Raw genomic sequence first — 14,491 nt, 5'->3', positions numbered from 1 at the left:
CGCCACCCCCGACACGACCCGCCCATCAGACCAACCATCGAACATACGTTCGATGATACCTCGCACCACCGACAGATCGCCGCCCTACTTAAGCCGCCCCCACTCCCCGGCCCGAAAGAGCAGTAGCGCACCACCCTGGGGGCGGGCCCCGATCCCGCCCAGACTTTCGCCATGACCGTCGACGATCTCACCGACGTAACCGTCATCGACCCCGGGCTGCCGCGCATCGCCTACGAGCACGCCGACAGTCCCGACGAAGCGCACCGCCTGATCGCCGCGGCGCGGCAGCAAGGGCCCATCGCGGCCGGGCCGCACGGCCTCGAAGTGCTCACCTACGACGCGGTACGAACAGTACTGCGCGACAATCGTTTCGAGATACCCGAGGGTTTCGGGCTCGCCGCCCAAGGGGTCACCTCCGGCGACCTCTGGGACATCGTCATAACCTCCCTGCTCAGCCTCAACGGCGAACAGCATCATCGCCAACGACGGCTCGTGGCAAAGGCGTTCACCCCGACGGCGGCGGGGCGTCTGCGCGGTGCATGCGCGGACGTGATCTCCGTACTCGTGTCGACCGTCGCCGATCTGGGCCACTGCGACGCCGTCGCCGACATCTCCCGGCGCTACCCGGTGCCGATCATCTGCGAACTGCTCGGCACCCGCCGCCAGGACTGGGATCTGTTGTCCGCGTGGGCCGACGACATCTTCAAGATGTTCGACTGGAACGTGGTGGAGGACGGTCCCGACATCGTCGCCGCGTGGCGCGCGCTGGAGGCCTATCTGGACGCCATGGTCGCCGACCGCCGCGGCTCACTCACCGAGGACCTCCTGTCCGACCTGATGCGTGCCGAGTTCGACGGCGACCGGTTGACCCACCAGGAGCTCCTCACCCTGGCCGCCACCCTGTTGATGGCCGGCACCGACACGACCAGAAATCAGCTCGCGGCCGCGATCGAGGTGTTCTGCGATCACCCCGACCAGTGGGCGCTGCTGGCGACCCACCCCGAGCTCGCGCCCAATGCCGTCGAAGAGGCCATGCGATTCTCCCCCGTCATCTTCACGACGGTGCGTGTCGCCGTCGAAGACGTCGACATCGACGGGTACACCGTGCCGGCGGGAGCCATGGTGCTGGCCAACACCGCCTCGGCCAACCGGGATCCTGCCACCCACTGCGACCCGGAGCGGTTCGACATCACCCGCGACGACGCGCACGCGATGCTCACCTTCGGCGGAGGTGTCCACTATTGCCTCGGATCGCACCTCGCGAGGATCGAGTTGGCCGAGGCCCTGGCGATCATGGCTCAGCGGATGCCCGACCTCCGGCGCGACGGACCGGCCGTCTGGAAGCCGATCACCGGCATCACCGGCCCCGCCCGCCTGCCGATCGCGTTCTCGAGGACGGGCTGACTCACCCCGGCGATGCGGAACAGCGCACCACACGGCGATAATGTCCGGCGTGGCATCCAAAGTCCTGTTCCTGCTCAACGAGCACTCGGCGACCGAGGCCCTCCTCGGCGACGCGTTCGCGGAAAACGGCTTCGACATCGACACCTTCGTGGTGGTCCCCGCCGAGAAAGCTCACGATCCGGCCGGTGATGTGACGTTCCCCGACCCACTGGGATACGACGTCATCGTGCCGCTGGGAGCCACCTGGGCGGTCTACAACCCGGCGCTGCTCGATACCTGGGTCAGCACCGAGATGCAGATGATGCGGGACGCCGCCGAGGCCGGGATCGCGCTGCTGGGGGTCTGTTTCGGCGGACAGTTGCTCGCCCAGGCGTTCGGCGGCACGGTCGAGCGCGCTCCGCGACAGGAGATCGGCTGGTGCGACGTCACCTCCGACCGCCCCGATCTGGTCCCGGGTGGACCGTGGTTCCAGTGGCACTTCGACCGCTGGACGCTGCCGCCGGGGGCCACCGAGATCGCCCGATCCGCCAACGCGTCCCAGGCGTTCGTGCTCGGCCGCACGCTGGCTCTGCAGTTCCATCCCGAGGTCGACGCCGACCTGCTCAAGGTCTGGTTGGCGGACGACCACGGCGATGTCGAGGGTGTCGGCCTGACTCACGAGGAAATCCTCACGCGCACAGATGAACTCGCCGATGACGTGGCGGTCCGGGTGCGCGCCCTGGTGCGCGGCTTCCTGACCCGGGTGGCCGGTCACTCCCTCCCGAGCTGATGTGCGAGCGCATCCGCGACATCCGGATGCCGGAACGGATGCCCCACCGCCAGTAGCTTGGCGGGCACCACCCGCTGGCTGGCCGCGGCGAGCTCGCGAGCGCCCTGCTCTCCCAACAGGATCCGCGGGCCGATCGCGGGCACCGGCAACAGCGCGGGACGGTGCAGCACGCGGGCGAGGCTCTCGGTGTACTCGGTGTTGCGCACCGGTTCCGCGCCGACGGCGTTGACGGGCCCACTGAGCTGCTCGTCGTAGAGCGCACGGTGGTAGATGTCGACGAGGTCGTCGAGTCCGATCCACGACAGCCACTGCCGACCGCTGCCCAGCCGCCCACCCAGGCCCGCGGAGAACAACGGCCGCAACAGCCGCAGGGTGCCGCCAGCGGCCGACTGCACGATCCCGGTTCGCACCTTCACCACCCGAAGTCCCGCGTCCGACGCGGGCGCCGTCGCGGCCTCCCAGTCGGCGACGACATCGGCGAGGAAGCCGTCACCGCGGGTGGCGTCCTCGGTCAACTGGGTGTCGCCGCGGTCGAAACCGTAGTAGCCGATGGCCGAGGCGCTGACGAAGGAGCGGGGTCCACCGTCGGCCGCCGCGGCGGCCTTCGCCAGCAGGCGGGTCGGCTCGATCCGGCTGTCGCGGATGGCGGCCCGGTGCGCGTCGGTGAACCTGCCCGCGATCGATTCCCCGGCCAGATGCACGACGGCGTCGACGCCGCTGAGCAGGTCCGGGGCCGGTGAGCCCGGATCCCACTGCCGCTCGTCGTCACCGCGGGGGCTGCGCCGCACGAGCTTGATCACCCGGTGGCCGCCGGTGGTCAGGAACGCCGTCAGCGCGGATCCGACCAGTCCCGACGACCCGGTGAGCGCGACGACCATCGGGCCTGCGCCCGCGTCGGCGGCGCGGCGGTGCGCGGCGAGGTCGTCGGCGATCTGGCGGTGCCGGTAGACGAACGTGGGCCGCAGCGCCGCCGCCGGGACCGGCGCGTCCACCCGGTCGTGCACGCAGGTGCCCGCACCTGCGTCGGAGAACGAGTGCGTATGCCGCCAATGTCCGATCACCCGTGGTGGCCACGAGGCCGGCCCGCGCGAGGACAGTTCATCGGCGAACCGGCTGCCCGGGACATATGCCGACGGATCGTGGCGGGCCACCCAGCGCAGCCCGCCGGGCAACCCGAGGACGGCCACCCCGTCGGCCAGCGAATCGGCTTCGGCCAGCGGGGTCATCGGCTGCCACGGCGGTATCAGCCGCGGCATCGCGCCGGGTCGGCTGAACCAGTCCCACACCACGTCACGGGGATGGTCGACGACGCTCTCGTACTCGATGCCCACTGGCCCTCCTTGGTTCCCGGGATGGATTGCCCGATAATCGAGCCGGGTATGCGCCGCCCAGCACCGTGCCATGAACGACACCAGACGAACGTATCGGGACCGACAGGACGCCGGTCGGGTTCTCGCGCGCGATCTCGCCCACCTCGCCGGCCGCGACGATCTCTATGTGCTGGGGCTCGCGCGTGGCGGCGTTCCGGTCGGTGCGGAGGTGGCCCTGGCGCTGCAGGCCCCGCTCGACGTCTGTCTGGTGCGCAAGCTCGGCGTGCCGCACTGGCCGGAACTGGCGATGGGGGCGCTGGCCAGCGGCGGCGGCGTGGTCCTCAACGACGACCTGCTGCGCAGTCTCGGGATCGGCGATGACGCCGTCGATGAGGCGATCACCCGAGAGACCGCCGAACTGCACCGGCGCGAGAAGGCCTACCGCGGCGACCGCGGCCCACTTCCGGTGGCCGGCCGCACGGTGATCCTGGTCGACGACGGGATCGCGACGGGCGCGAGCATGGTGGCCGCGGTGCGATCCGTCCGGCAGGCCGGGGCGGCGCGGGTGATCGTCGCCGTGCCGGTGGGACCGCCGTCGGTGTGCCGACTGTTGCGCAAGGAAGCCGACGAGGTGGTGTGCTCGACGATGCCCGCCGACTTACAGGCGGTCGGACAGGCTTTCGCCGACTTCCACCAGGTCAGCGACGACGAGGTCCGCGAACTGCTCGCGGCGGCCGGCTGACGGTCAGTTCTTCGGGGACTGCTCGTCCGCCGGTGCGTCCTCGCTGACCGGTTCCGGTTCCGGTTCGGGTTCGGGTTCCGGTTGGATGTCGACGGTCTCGTCGTACTCCTCGGCGATCGGCGCCTCGTCCGGATAATCCTCGTAGTCGACCTCGTCGACGGAATCCGTTGTCTCCGAATCAGATTCGGCTCCGCTGCGATCGCCGTTGCGGTCGCGGATGGCGTCGACGATCAACAGGATGACGCCGATCAGGCTCGCGGCGATACAGACCCATGCGATCAGCGCGTTGCTCGTGACAACAGCCAGTACCAGGGCGCCCAAGCCGATGACGGCGAGCACGAGCGCGACGATCAACATGGGTCTGCTCCGCCAGAGGTGAGTCGCACGAGGCTAGTTGTTGCCCCGGTTGAACTGGTTGAACCCGCCGTCGTTGTTGGCCCCGGAATCCACCGGTGCGGCCGAACCACGCTGGCCGAGCTCTTCGAGCTGCGACTCCAGGTAGGTCTTCAGACGGGTGCGGTACTCGCGTTCGAACGTGCGGAGCTGTTCCAGGCGACCCTCGAGCACGGTGCGCTGCTGGTTGATGGTGCCCATGATCTCGGCGTGCTTGCGCTCGGCGTCGGCCTGCAGCGCATCGGCCTTCTCCTGGGCCTGGCGCAGCTGCGTCTCCGAGCGGGACTGCGCGTCGGAGAGCATCGCGTCGGCACGCTGGCGCGCCTCGGTCACCGTCGTCTCGGCGGTCTGGCGCGCTTCGGTCACGAGCTGATCGGCCTGCGCCCGGGCGTCGGCGAGCATCTTCTCCGACTCCGCCTTGGCACTGCTGGTCAAGCGATCCGCGGTGTCCTGCGCCAGGCTGAGCACCTTCGCGGCACGCAGGTGCTGGTCCTCGGTCGCCGGCGCCTGCTGGGCGGGCGCCTCGTAGACCGGCTCCGGAGCGGGTGCGGGCTCGGGCTCAGGCTCGTAGGCTGGGATGGTCTGCGTCGGCTGGGCCGCCGCTCCCCCGGACCGCGCCGAGGCGAGCTCGTGGTCGAGCTCGGAGATCCGCTGACGAAGGTCGCTGTTCTCCTCGATCAGACGGGACAGTTCGTTTTCGACGAGGTCGAGGAACGCGTCTACCTCGTCCTCGTTGTAGCCGCGCTTGCCAATCGGTGGCTTACTGAAAGCCACGTTGTGCACGTCGGCAGGAGTGAGCGGCATCGTCTGCCCCCTTGAGTCTGGACCGTCAACTGATCACGAAGTGTAAAGCCTGTGTGGAACGTAACTGGCGTCCATCCTGTCACACCAGACCCGGCGGTTGCAGTCGAGGCCGATAATTCGTCAGGCGGTGGCCGCTCCGAAGGCCAGCTGCATGCCGATGAACGCGAGCAGCAACAGCACCATGATCGACAGGTCGAACCGGACCGCACCTATGGTGAGCTGGGGAATCAGCCGGCGGAGCAACTTCACGGGCGGGTCGGTGAGCGTCATGATGATCTCCAGCACGACGACCGTCGCACCCCGCGGATGCCAGTCCCGACTGAACGATCGAATGAACTCGACCACGACCCTGGCGATCAGCAGCAGCCAGAAAATGAACAGCGCGAAACCCAGGATCTCGAAGAACAGCGCCAACGAAGCCGACCTCACTCAGGCAGATGTGACTTTGACTACAGCCGCGAACCGACACCGTCCGTGCGGCCCAGCCAGCCTACCCGGGGTGAGAGCGGTGCCTACTGGTAGGAGTAGAACCCGGCCTCGGCGATCCGGCGGCGCTGCTCGGCGGTGACGTCGACATCTGCGGGCGACAGCAGGAACACCTTCGTCGCGACCTTGTCGAAGGAACCACGCAGCGCGAACGCGAGCCCGGCGGCGAAGTCGACGAGCCGCTTGGCGTCGGCGTTGTCCATCGAGACCAGGTCCATGATCACCGGGGTGCCGTCGCGGAAGCGCTCACCGATGGTGCGGGCCTCGCTGTAGTCCTTGGGGCGCAGGGTCGTGATCTTGGCCAGCGGGCTGCCTGCCTCGAACAGCTCGGCCATGCCGCGCGGATCCATCGCCAGGGCACCACGGGTGGAACCGCGCATGGCGCCGAAACGCGGAGGGGTGCGGTCGAATTCGCGCGGGGTACGCATCCGCGCCTCGAACCGGGCGTCGTCGAAACCGCCGGCCCGGTAGGCCGGGGGCTCGTCGTACTCGCGACGCCGGTCCTCCGGATGGCTGTCGTAGCCACGCTGGTAGTCGTCGTCGAACCGCTCCTCGCGCGGGCGGCGGTAGCCGCGTGCGGATCCGCGGTCGTCGTCCTCGTAGTAGTCGTCCTCGTAGTCGTCCATCGGCGCCATACCGAAGTAGGCCTTGACTTTGTGCAGTGTGCTCATTGTGTGGACCCTTCTGGCGGTGGCGCTGGCTCGGAGGATTCCAGCGGAACTGTTGTCTGTGATGAAGGTGTGACTCGTGTGACTACTGCGGGTGACGTTAGCGGTCGAGATCCCATTAGCGCGGTACCGACACGCACACAAGTTGATCCGTGTCGCACCGCCGCTTCGAGGTCACCGGACATCCCCGCTGACAAGCCAAGACGTTGCTGATGATGCCGCTGCACCCGGTCGCGCTCCTGCTGGAGCCGGGCGAACGCTTCGTCGGCATCGGCACCCAGCGGAGGGATCGCCATCAGCCCGACGAACGCGAGCCCGTCCGCACCGTCGACCGCGGCGCACAGCTCGTCGATCCGGTCGGCAGCCGACACGTCGACACCGCCGCGCGACTCGTCGCCGTCGAGGCTGAGCTGCACGAACACCCGTAACGGCTCGGCGCGCACGCCCTCGTCCAGCGCAGCCGACGCCGACCGGTCGAGCGCGGCAACGACTTTGGCGTTGTCGACCGAATGCGCCGCATACGCCCACTGCGCGATCGAGCGGGCCTTGTTGCGCTGGATCCGGCCCACCATGTGCCACCGGAGCGGTTCGTCACCGAGCCCTCCGACGGCCTGCGCCACCTGGTCGACCTTGGCCGAAGCCTCCTGATCGCGGGATTCGGCGAATGCGCGGCAGCCGAGCCGGTACAGCGCCACGACATCCTCGGCCGGGAAGAACTTGGTGACCGGCAACAGCTCGATCTCGCCGACGTCACGCCCGGCGTCCTCGGCGGCTCGCGCCAGCCGCTCCCGCAGCGCGGCCAGCCGGCCGCGCAGCTCGTCCTCGCGCTCGGTGGTCACGATGCGGGCTCCATCCAGATCAGCGACGCCAGCCGCCCGGTCGGGTTGTCCCGGCGGTGGCTGAACAAGTTGCGGTCCTCGACCGTGCAGCGCGGGTCGACGTCGATCGCGCGCACCCCGAGACCGCGCAACTGGTTGGCGATACCGGCGCGCAGATCGAGTCCGGGCGTGCCGCGGCCCGTTCGGGTCCGGCTTCCCGGCAGTGCCTGTTCCACCTCGGCGGCCATCGGTTCGGGCACCTCGTAGTTGCGTCCGCTGACCGCGGGCCCGAGCAGCACCGACACGTCGGCCACGTCGGCACCGGCGTCGACCATCGTCTCCAGGGCCCGGGCCACGATCCCGGCGGCGGCACCGACGCGGCCCGCGTGCACCGCGGCGATCACCCCGGCGCGCGCGTCGGCCATCAGCACCGGCACGCAGTCCGCGGTCACGACGGCCAGCGCCAGTCGCGGCACGGTGGTCACCAGGCCGTCGGTCTCGTCCACGGTCCCGCCGTGGTCGACGACGGCGATGTTGGCGCTGTGCACCTGGTTCATCCACACCAACCGGTCGTCGCCTAGCCCGACGGCCTCGGCCAGCCGGTGCCGGTTGGCCGATACCGCCGCCGGGTCGTCGCCGACGTGGTCGCCGAGGTTGAACGTCGCGTACGGCGGTGTGGAAACCCCGCCCGCTCGGGTGGTGGTGACGCGCCGGATGCGGAAGGTCACCTGGCAACCCTACGAGCTAGTGGCGCATGAACGGAGGCACGTCGACGTCGTCGTCCGAGATACCGCCGTCGTCACCACCGCCGATGCGCACCGTCGCCCCGTTGGTGTGCCCCGCGGGCACGCTGGTCGGATCGGCTGGTTCGAAGATCGACGAGTTCACCCGGCCCGCCGTGCCCGGCGCGATCGGCTGCGAGGCCGGCGCGGCGGCCGGTTGCGCTTCACCGGTCACCGGCTTGCGTCCCGGTCCGGCCGCGTCGAAGCCCGCGGCGATCACGGTGACCCGGACCTCGTCGCCGAGCGAATCGTCGATGACGGTGCCGAAGATGATGTTCGCGTCCGGGTGCGCGGCCTCCTGGACCAGCGACGCGGCCTCGTTGATCTCGAACAGGCCGAGGTCGCTGCCGCCGGCGACCGACAGCAGCACGCCCTGCGCGCCCTCCATCGAGGCCTCCAGCAGCGGCGAGTTGATCGCGATCTCGGCGGCCTTGAGCGCACGTCCGTCGCCGCGGGCCGAGCCGATGCCCATCAGCGCGGTGCCCGCGGAGCTCATCACGCCCTTGACGTCGGCGAAGTCGACGTTGATCAGGCCGGGGGTGGTGATCAGGTCGGTGATGCCCTGCACACCGTTGAGGAGGACCTCGTCGGCGCTGCGGAACGCGTCCATCAGCGACACCGCGGCATCGCCCATCTGCAGCAGGCGGTCGTTCGGGATCACGATCAGGGTGTCGCAGCTCTCGCGCAGCGCCTGGATGCCCTCGGCGGCCTGATTGCTGCGGCGCTTGCCCTCGAACGAGAACGGCCGGGTCACGACACCGACGGTCAGCGCTCCGAGCTTGCGCGCGATCGACGCGACGACGGGTGCGCCGCCGGTGCCGGTGCCGCCGCCCTCGCCCGCGGTGACGAACACCATGTCGGCGCCGCGCAGCAGCTCCTCGATGTCGTCCTTGGCGTCCTCGGCGGCCTTGCGGCCGACCTCGGGGTCCGCCCCGGCGCCGAGACCGCGGGTCGAGTCGCGGCCGACGTCGAGTTTGACGTCGGCATCGCTCATCAACAACGCCTGGGCGTCGGTGTTGATCGCGATGAACTCGACGCCTTTGAGACCCTGTTCGATCATCCGGTTGACGGCGTTGACGCCACCGCCGCCGATGCCGACCACCTTGATCACAGCGAGGTAGTTATGCGGGGGGGTCATCGATTGCCCTTCCTGCCTGGTTGCCTGTCTGGTAACGGATAACCGCTGGAGCAAACCCTCAACCTCAACCAGAGGCTTAGAGTTATGTCAAGTTGTTCCGCGCAAACAGAACGGTAGGGCCGCGCCCCACGCAAGCCGGGCAGGCGCGCCGAAACGACACGACCAAATTTGTTTCTCGCTACTTGACGGTCGGCAGGTCCGGGCTCGACACGTCGTAGACCTGACCGGGCTGGGTCAGCAGCGCGGCCAGCTTGAGGGCCTTTTCCTCGGTGCGGTCGGTGGTCCCCCACACCACGGTCCGGCCGTCGATCAAGGTCAGCGTGATCGCCGCCACCGACGGCGCCGACACGCGACCGACCTGGACGGCCACGTCCGGGCGCAGCGACGTCATCACCTGCAGCGCGGCCTGCGTGGCCGGATCACCGGGGCCGGGGTTCTCGGTGTCCAGGTACGGGATGCCCGGCGGCGGCGGTGCGGTCGCGAAGTCGACGCCGTCCTTGTCGAACAGGTGCACGCCGTCCGGATAGTCGCGCAGCACCACCGGCACCCGCTCGACGATCGTGATCCGCAGCGTCGACGGGTACTGGCGCTGCACCCGCGCCGACGCGACCCGGCGGATCCCGGCCACCCGCTCCGCGACAGCGTCGGTGTTGACCTGCAGCAGCGGGGTGCCCGGCGCGACAGCGGCCGCGGCGACCACCTCGTCCTGGGTCACCGCGCCGACCCCGACGACCACGATGCTGCGCGCCGACATGATCGGGGTGAAGTACAGCAGCAGCCCGATCCCGACCACGACGACCGCGAGCAGGGCCGTCCACATCAGCAGCTTCAGACCGCGCACCGTGCCGCGGCCCAGCGTCTTGGGCTGCGGCGCCTCGGCGCCCATCACCTTGCGCTTGGCCTCCGCGCGGGCCGTCTCGATCGCGCGGGCCCGGGCCTGGGCGGCGCGCCGCTCCTCGCGTTCGCGCCGGGCCCGGCGCCGCGGACCCTCGGTGTCCTCGCCGTCGGGTTCGGGCGGGTTCTCCCCCGGGTTCTCCGCCGGGGCCTCCGACTCGGCGGCGGGTTCGGTCGGCTCGGTCATGTCCGGGCCCGCACCTCGGCGAGGATCTCGTTGCCGAGCAGCGTGACGTCACCGGCGCCCATCGTGACGACCACGTCCCCGGGCGCGACCACGGCCGCGACCCGCGCCGCCACCGCGGAGAAGTCCGGAACATAGGTCACCGGCACGGTGACCGCGTCGGCGATGGTGGCACCGCTGACCCCGGCCAGCGGCTGCTCGCGCGCGGCGTACACGTCCAGCACGAAGACCTCGTCGGCGGTGCTCAGCGCGGCGGCGAACTCCGCGGCGAAAGTCTCTGTGCGCGAATACAGGTGGGGCTGGAACACCGCGACGGTGCGGCCGGTACCTGCCTGCTCGGCGACGGCACGCAACGCGGTCAGCGCGGCGCGCACCTCGGTCGGGTGGTGGGCGTAGTCGTCGAACACGCGCACGCCGTTGGCGGTTCCGACGAGCTCGAAACGGCGTCGCACACCGTCGAATCCGGCCAGCCCGTCGAGCACCGCGTCGACGTCGGCGCCGGCCTCGACGGCGGCCAGCAGCGCGGCGAGCGCATTCAGCGCCATGTGCCTGCCCGGCACGGACAGTCGCATCGTCCGTGGCAGCCGCTGCGCCCCGAGTTCGATCTCGGCCACCGCGCCGGTGCCCTGCTGCGCCCAGTCCAGCAGGGTGGCCTCCAGTCCGGGCTCGCTGCCGTAGCGCAGCACCCGGACACCGCGCTGACGCGCGCGGTCGGCCAGCGCGGCCGCACCCGGGTCGTCGACACAGACCACAAGCGCGCCATCGGGTTTGATGCGATCGACGAACTGGTCGAAGACCGCGGTATAGGCCTCGACGGTGCCGTAGAAGTCCAGGTGGTCGGCCTCGATGTTGGTGACGACCGCGACATCGGGGGTGTACTCGAGCAGCGACCCGTCACTCTCGTCGGCCTCGGCGACGAACGTGCCCCCGCTGCCGTGATGGGCGTTGGTACCCGACTGACCGATGTCGCCGCCGACGGCGAACGACGGATCGAATCCGCAGTGCTGCAACGCCACGATGGTCATCGAGGTGGTCGACGTCTTGCCGTGGGTGCCGGTGATCAGCACCGTCGTGTAGCCGTCCATCAGCCGGGCCAGCACCGCGGGCCGCAGGATCACCGGGATACCGCGCCTGCCCGCTTCGACGAGTTCGGGGTTGGTCTTCGGGATCGCCGCGTGCGTCGTCACCACCGCGGTCGGCCCGCCGGGCAGTATGTCGAGCGCGGACGGGTCGTGCCCGATCCGCACCTGGGCACCGCGCGCCCGCAGCGCGACGATGCCGCGGGACTCCTTGGCATCGGACCCGGAGACCTGCGCGCCCCGGTCCAGCAGAATCCTGGCGATGCCCGACATCCCGGCACCGCCGATCCCGACCATGTGCACCCGCTGCAGTTCGGCGGGCAGCGTCGCGGGGTGGTGACCGGTCATCGCCGGCTCCCGGCCCCGCGCGCCACCTCGAGCGCGATCTCGGCGACCCGTGTCGCGGCCTCCGGATGGCCGGCCAGCACGGCCGCGGACGTCATCTCCGCCAGCCTGTCGGAGTCGGTGAGCAGTTCGGTCACCGTGCGCGCGACGAATTCCGGTGTCAGCGACTGGTCGTCGACGAGGAGGCCGCCGCCGGCCTGCACCACCGGAAGCGCGTTGAGGCGCTGCTCGCCGTTGCCGATCGGCAGCGGCACGTACACGGCGGGCAGACCCACCGCGCTGACCTCGGCGACGGTCATCGCCCCGGACCGGCAGACCGCCAGGTCGGCGGCCGCGTACGCGAGATCCATCCGGTCCAGGTACGGCAGTGCGACGTACGGCGGGTCGCCCGGTTGCGGTGTGCGCAGATCGAGGACGTTCTTCGGGCCGTGCGCGTGCAGCACCGAGATCCCGGCTGCGGCAAGGCTTTCCGCGGCGCCCGAGACCGCGCGGTTGAGCGACTGCGCGCCCTGGGAACCGCCGAACACCAGCAGCACCCTGGCGTCGTCGGCGAAGCCGAAGTACGCGCGCGCCTCGGCCCGCAGCGCCACCCGGTCCAGCGACGTGATCGCCGCACGCACAGGGACCCCGACCACCTCCACACGGCCCAGCCCGGGATCGGGCACCGCGGACAGCACGCGCTGCGCGATCCGGGCGCCGACCTTGTTGGCCCACCCGGCGCTCGCGTTCGCCTCGTGCACCACCACCGGAACCCGCCGCCGGGCGGCGAGGTAGGCAGGTACTGCGACGTAGCCGCCGAACCCGATGACCACGTCGGCGTCGACGGCGTCGAGCACCGCCCGCGTCTGCTTCACCGCGCGGCGCACCCGCAACGGCAACCTCAGCAAGTCGCCGGAGAGCTTGCGCGGCAGCGGCACCGGGGTGATCAGCTCAAGGTCGTAGCCGCGCTGCGGGACCAGCCGGGTCTCCAGACCCCGCTCGGTGCCCAGCGCGGTGATCCGCACACCCGGGTCGAGCTCGACCAGGGCGTCGGCGACCGCCATCGCGGGTTCGATGTGGCCTGCCGTGCCACCCCCGGCAAGGAGGACCGAAAACCCTGTCACCCGTAACGCTGACCTTCCAGTGTGCGGGCCCGTCGGCCCTGATTACGCCGGGTATCACCGTAGTCGCCGGAGGACCGTCCCGACCGCACCGGGTGGCGCGCGGTCGAGGTGGTGCGGGCCCGCGGCTTCTTCTTCTCGGGCTTCTCGGCTCGTGCCGCCTTCCCCGATTTCGCGGCCTTTCCCGATTTTGCAGGCTTGGCCGCCTTCTTCGGCTTCCCGGTGCGCTCCGGACGCTTGCGCAACCGGTCGCGCAGCGCCTCGGTGCGGGTCGGGACGTAGGGCGCGGGCAACGGCAGCCGCAGGAAGCGGTTGACCCGGTCGTCGCGGCCGGCGCGCAGCGCGGCGACCGCCTCCGGTTCGTGACGGGCGGCGTTGGCCATGATGCCGATCATGAACAGCGTGGTCGCCGTCGAGGTGCCGCCCGAGGAGATCAGCGGCAACTGCAGACCCGTCACGGGCAGCAGGCCGACGACGTAGCCGACGTTGATGAAGACCTGGGACAGGATCCACAGCGTCGCGGTGGCGGTGAGCAGGCGCAGGAACGGGTCGGCCGAGCGGCGCGCGATGCGCATCCCGGTGTAGCCGAACAGGCCGAACAGCACCAGCAGGCCCGCGGCGCCGACGAAGCCGAGTTCCTCGCCGATGATCGCGAAGATGAAGTCGTTGTGCGCGTTGGGCAGGTAGTTCCACTTGGCGGTGCCCTGCCCGAGACCGTCGCCGAAGACGCCGCCGTTGGCCAGCGCGAACCGGGCCTGCCGGGCCTGATAGCCCGCGCCCTGGCTGTCGGCGCCGGGGTTCAGCCAGGACTGCACGCGCGCCGAGCGGTAGCCCTCGGCCAGGGCCAGCACGACACCGGAGACCAGCACCGCACCGAGCGAGGCCAGGAACACCCGCAGCGGCAGGCCCGCGTACCAGAGCAGGCCGAGCAGGATGACGCCCATCGACAGCGTCTGCCCGAGGTCGGGCTGCGCGACGATCAGCGCCAGCGCGATCACCGTGGCGGGCACCAGGGGCACCAGCATCTCGCGCAGCGACGCGTGCTCCATGCGCCGCGCGGCGAGCAGGTGCGCACCCCAGATCGCCAACGCGATCTTGGCCAGCTCCGAGGGCTGCATCGAGAACCCGGCGACGACGAACCAGCCGCGGGAACCGTTGGCCACCTTGCCGATTCCGGGAATCAGCACCAGCACCAGCAGCACGATCGTGAACGCGAACCCGGTGAACGCGAACCTCCGCATCACCGCGACGGGCAGCCGCAGCGCGATATAGAACCCGAACAGCCCGATGATCGTCCACAGCAACTGCTTGGCGAACACCGACCAGGGTGAGCCCTCCTGGTCGTAGGAGTAGACACCGGAGGCCGACAGCACCATCGTCAGGCCCATGGTGAGCAGCAGCACGGTGATCGCGACGATCAGGTGGAACGACGTCATCGGGCGGCCCAGCCACGCCCCGACGCGGGTGCGCGGCATGGGCAGCGCACCGTCGGCCGCGGAGACCGCGGCATCCGGCGAGGCGGCCGGGTTGGCGCGGCGGTGGCGCAACCGGCTCAGGATGTTGCTCACTGGCGCG

The 14,491-nt window shown here is 70.3% G+C and carries 15 protein-coding genes; 3 read left to right on the top strand and 12 right to left on the bottom strand.

Annotation, left to right across the window (positions count from 1 at the left end; genetic code table 11):
• Positions 1-171 precede the first annotated feature (171 nt).
• Together BST38_RS24415 and BST38_RS24410 are read left to right on the top strand one after the other, a co-directional pair.
• Positions 172-1,404, top strand: a complete 1,233-nt coding sequence (locus BST38_RS24415) for a cytochrome P450 (protein WP_083146073.1) — start codon at positions 172-174, stop codon at positions 1,402-1,404.
• Positions 1,405-1,444: 40 nt separating this feature from the next.
• Entirely contained in the window at positions 1,445-2,173 is a 729-nt protein-coding gene (locus tag BST38_RS24410; RefSeq protein ID WP_083146072.1) for a type 1 glutamine amidotransferase, read from the top strand.
• Here BST38_RS24410 and BST38_RS24405 read toward each other — a convergent pair.
• Entirely contained in the window at positions 2,155-3,504 is a 1,350-nt protein-coding gene (locus BST38_RS24405; protein WP_083146071.1) for a TIGR01777 family oxidoreductase, read from the bottom strand. The genes BST38_RS24410 and BST38_RS24405 overlap by 19 nt on opposite strands.
• Before the next feature lie 70 nt (positions 3,505-3,574).
• Here BST38_RS24405 and BST38_RS24400 point away from each other — a divergent pair, with 70 nt between their 5' ends.
• Complete coding sequence (locus BST38_RS24400; protein WP_083146070.1) at positions 3,575-4,225, top strand: phosphoribosyltransferase; 651 nt, start codon at positions 3,575-3,577, stop codon at positions 4,223-4,225.
• 3 nt (positions 4,226-4,228) lie between these two features.
• Here BST38_RS24400 and BST38_RS24395 read toward each other — a convergent pair whose 3' ends face one another.
• From BST38_RS24395 to ftsW, 11 genes are all read right to left on the bottom strand, one after another.
• Positions 4,229-4,582 carry a phage holin family protein gene (locus tag BST38_RS24395; protein ID WP_083146069.1) on the bottom strand — a complete coding sequence of 118 codons (354 nt, stop codon included), beginning with the start codon at positions 4,580-4,582 and terminating at the stop codon, positions 4,229-4,231.
• Between the two features lie 33 nt (positions 4,583-4,615).
• Positions 4,616-5,422, bottom strand: a complete 807-nt coding sequence (gene wag31, locus BST38_RS24390; RefSeq protein ID WP_083146068.1) for a DivIVA-like cell division protein Wag31 — start codon at positions 5,420-5,422, stop codon at positions 4,616-4,618.
• A gap of 120 nt (positions 5,423-5,542) precedes the next feature.
• A complete protein-coding gene (locus tag BST38_RS24385) occupies positions 5,543-5,836 on the bottom strand; it encodes a YggT family protein (RefSeq protein ID WP_083146067.1) in 294 nt (97 codons plus the stop codon).
• A gap of 98 nt (positions 5,837-5,934) precedes the next feature.
• On the bottom strand, positions 5,935-6,579 hold the full coding sequence (locus BST38_RS24380) for a cell division protein SepF (protein WP_083146066.1): 645 nt from the start codon (positions 6,577-6,579) through the stop codon (positions 5,935-5,937).
• Complete coding sequence (locus tag BST38_RS24375) at positions 6,576-7,415, bottom strand: YggS family pyridoxal phosphate-dependent enzyme (RefSeq protein ID WP_083146065.1); 840 nt, start codon at positions 7,413-7,415, stop codon at positions 6,576-6,578. The genes BST38_RS24380 and BST38_RS24375 overlap by 4 nt, the downstream gene beginning before the upstream one ends.
• Positions 7,412-8,122, bottom strand: coding sequence for a peptidoglycan editing factor PgeF (pgeF, locus tag BST38_RS24370; RefSeq protein ID WP_083146064.1), 711 nt, complete (start codon positions 8,120-8,122; stop codon positions 7,412-7,414). The genes BST38_RS24375 and pgeF overlap by 4 nt, the downstream gene beginning before the upstream one ends.
• Before the next feature lie 16 nt (positions 8,123-8,138).
• Positions 8,139-9,314 (bottom strand): cell division protein FtsZ, encoded by a 1,176-nt coding sequence (gene ftsZ, locus BST38_RS24365; protein WP_083146063.1) that lies wholly within the window; start codon positions 9,312-9,314, stop codon positions 8,139-8,141.
• A gap of 178 nt (positions 9,315-9,492) precedes the next feature.
• On the bottom strand, positions 9,493-10,395 hold the full coding sequence (locus BST38_RS24360; protein WP_083146062.1) for a cell division protein FtsQ/DivIB: 903 nt from the start codon (positions 10,393-10,395) through the stop codon (positions 9,493-9,495).
• Positions 10,392-11,819, bottom strand: a complete 1,428-nt coding sequence (gene murC, locus BST38_RS24355; protein WP_083146061.1) for a UDP-N-acetylmuramate--L-alanine ligase — start codon at positions 11,817-11,819, stop codon at positions 10,392-10,394. The genes BST38_RS24360 and murC overlap by 4 nt, the downstream gene beginning before the upstream one ends.
• Entirely contained in the window at positions 11,816-12,919 is a 1,104-nt protein-coding gene (gene murG / locus BST38_RS24350; protein ID WP_083146060.1) for an undecaprenyldiphospho-muramoylpentapeptide beta-N-acetylglucosaminyltransferase, read from the bottom strand. Before murG ends, murC begins: the two co-directional genes overlap by 4 nt.
• Positions 12,916-14,484: a putative lipid II flippase FtsW gene (gene ftsW, locus BST38_RS24345; protein WP_083146059.1), complete on the bottom strand. Its 1,569-nt coding sequence runs from the start codon at positions 14,482-14,484 to the stop codon at positions 12,916-12,918. Before ftsW ends, murG begins: the two co-directional genes overlap by 4 nt.
• Positions 14,485-14,491 lie beyond the last annotated feature (7 nt).

It is taken from the genome of Mycolicibacterium parafortuitum (assembly GCF_002086815.1).
Classification (GTDB): Bacteria; Actinomycetota; Actinomycetes; order Mycobacteriales; family Mycobacteriaceae; genus Mycobacterium; species Mycobacterium parafortuitum.
The sequence above is the reverse complement of the archived record's forward strand: the minus strand, read 5'-3'. Positions and strand labels throughout refer to the sequence as shown.

Excerpts from the sequence above, each read along its gene's own strand:
- BST38_RS24395 (WP_083146069.1), bottom strand. The coding sequence starts at position 4,582 with ATGTTGATCGTCGCGCTCGTGCTCGCCGTCATCGGCTTGGGCGCCCTG.
- BST38_RS24380 (WP_083146066.1), bottom strand. The coding sequence starts at position 6,579 with ATGAGCACACTGCACAAAGTCAAGGCCTACTTCGGTATGGCGCCGATG.
- wag31 (WP_083146068.1), bottom strand. The coding sequence starts at position 5,422 with ATGCCGCTCACTCCTGCCGACGTGCACAACGTGGCTTTCAGTAAGCCA.
- murC (WP_083146061.1), bottom strand. The coding sequence starts at position 11,819 with ATGACCGGTCACCACCCCGCGACGCTGCCCGCCGAACTGCAGCGGGTG.
- BST38_RS24415 (WP_083146073.1), top strand. The coding sequence starts at position 172 with ATGACCGTCGACGATCTCACCGACGTAACCGTCATCGACCCCGGGCTG.
- BST38_RS24400 (WP_083146070.1), top strand. The coding sequence starts at position 3,575 with ATGAACGACACCAGACGAACGTATCGGGACCGACAGGACGCCGGTCGG.
- BST38_RS24360 (WP_083146062.1), bottom strand. The coding sequence starts at position 10,395 with ATGACCGAGCCGACCGAACCCGCCGCCGAGTCGGAGGCCCCGGCGGAG.
- ftsZ (WP_083146063.1), bottom strand. The coding sequence starts at position 9,314 with ATGACCCCCCCGCATAACTACCTCGCTGTGATCAAGGTGGTCGGCATC.
- BST38_RS24410 (WP_083146072.1), top strand. The coding sequence starts at position 1,445 with ATGTCCGGCGTGGCATCCAAAGTCCTGTTCCTGCTCAACGAGCACTCG.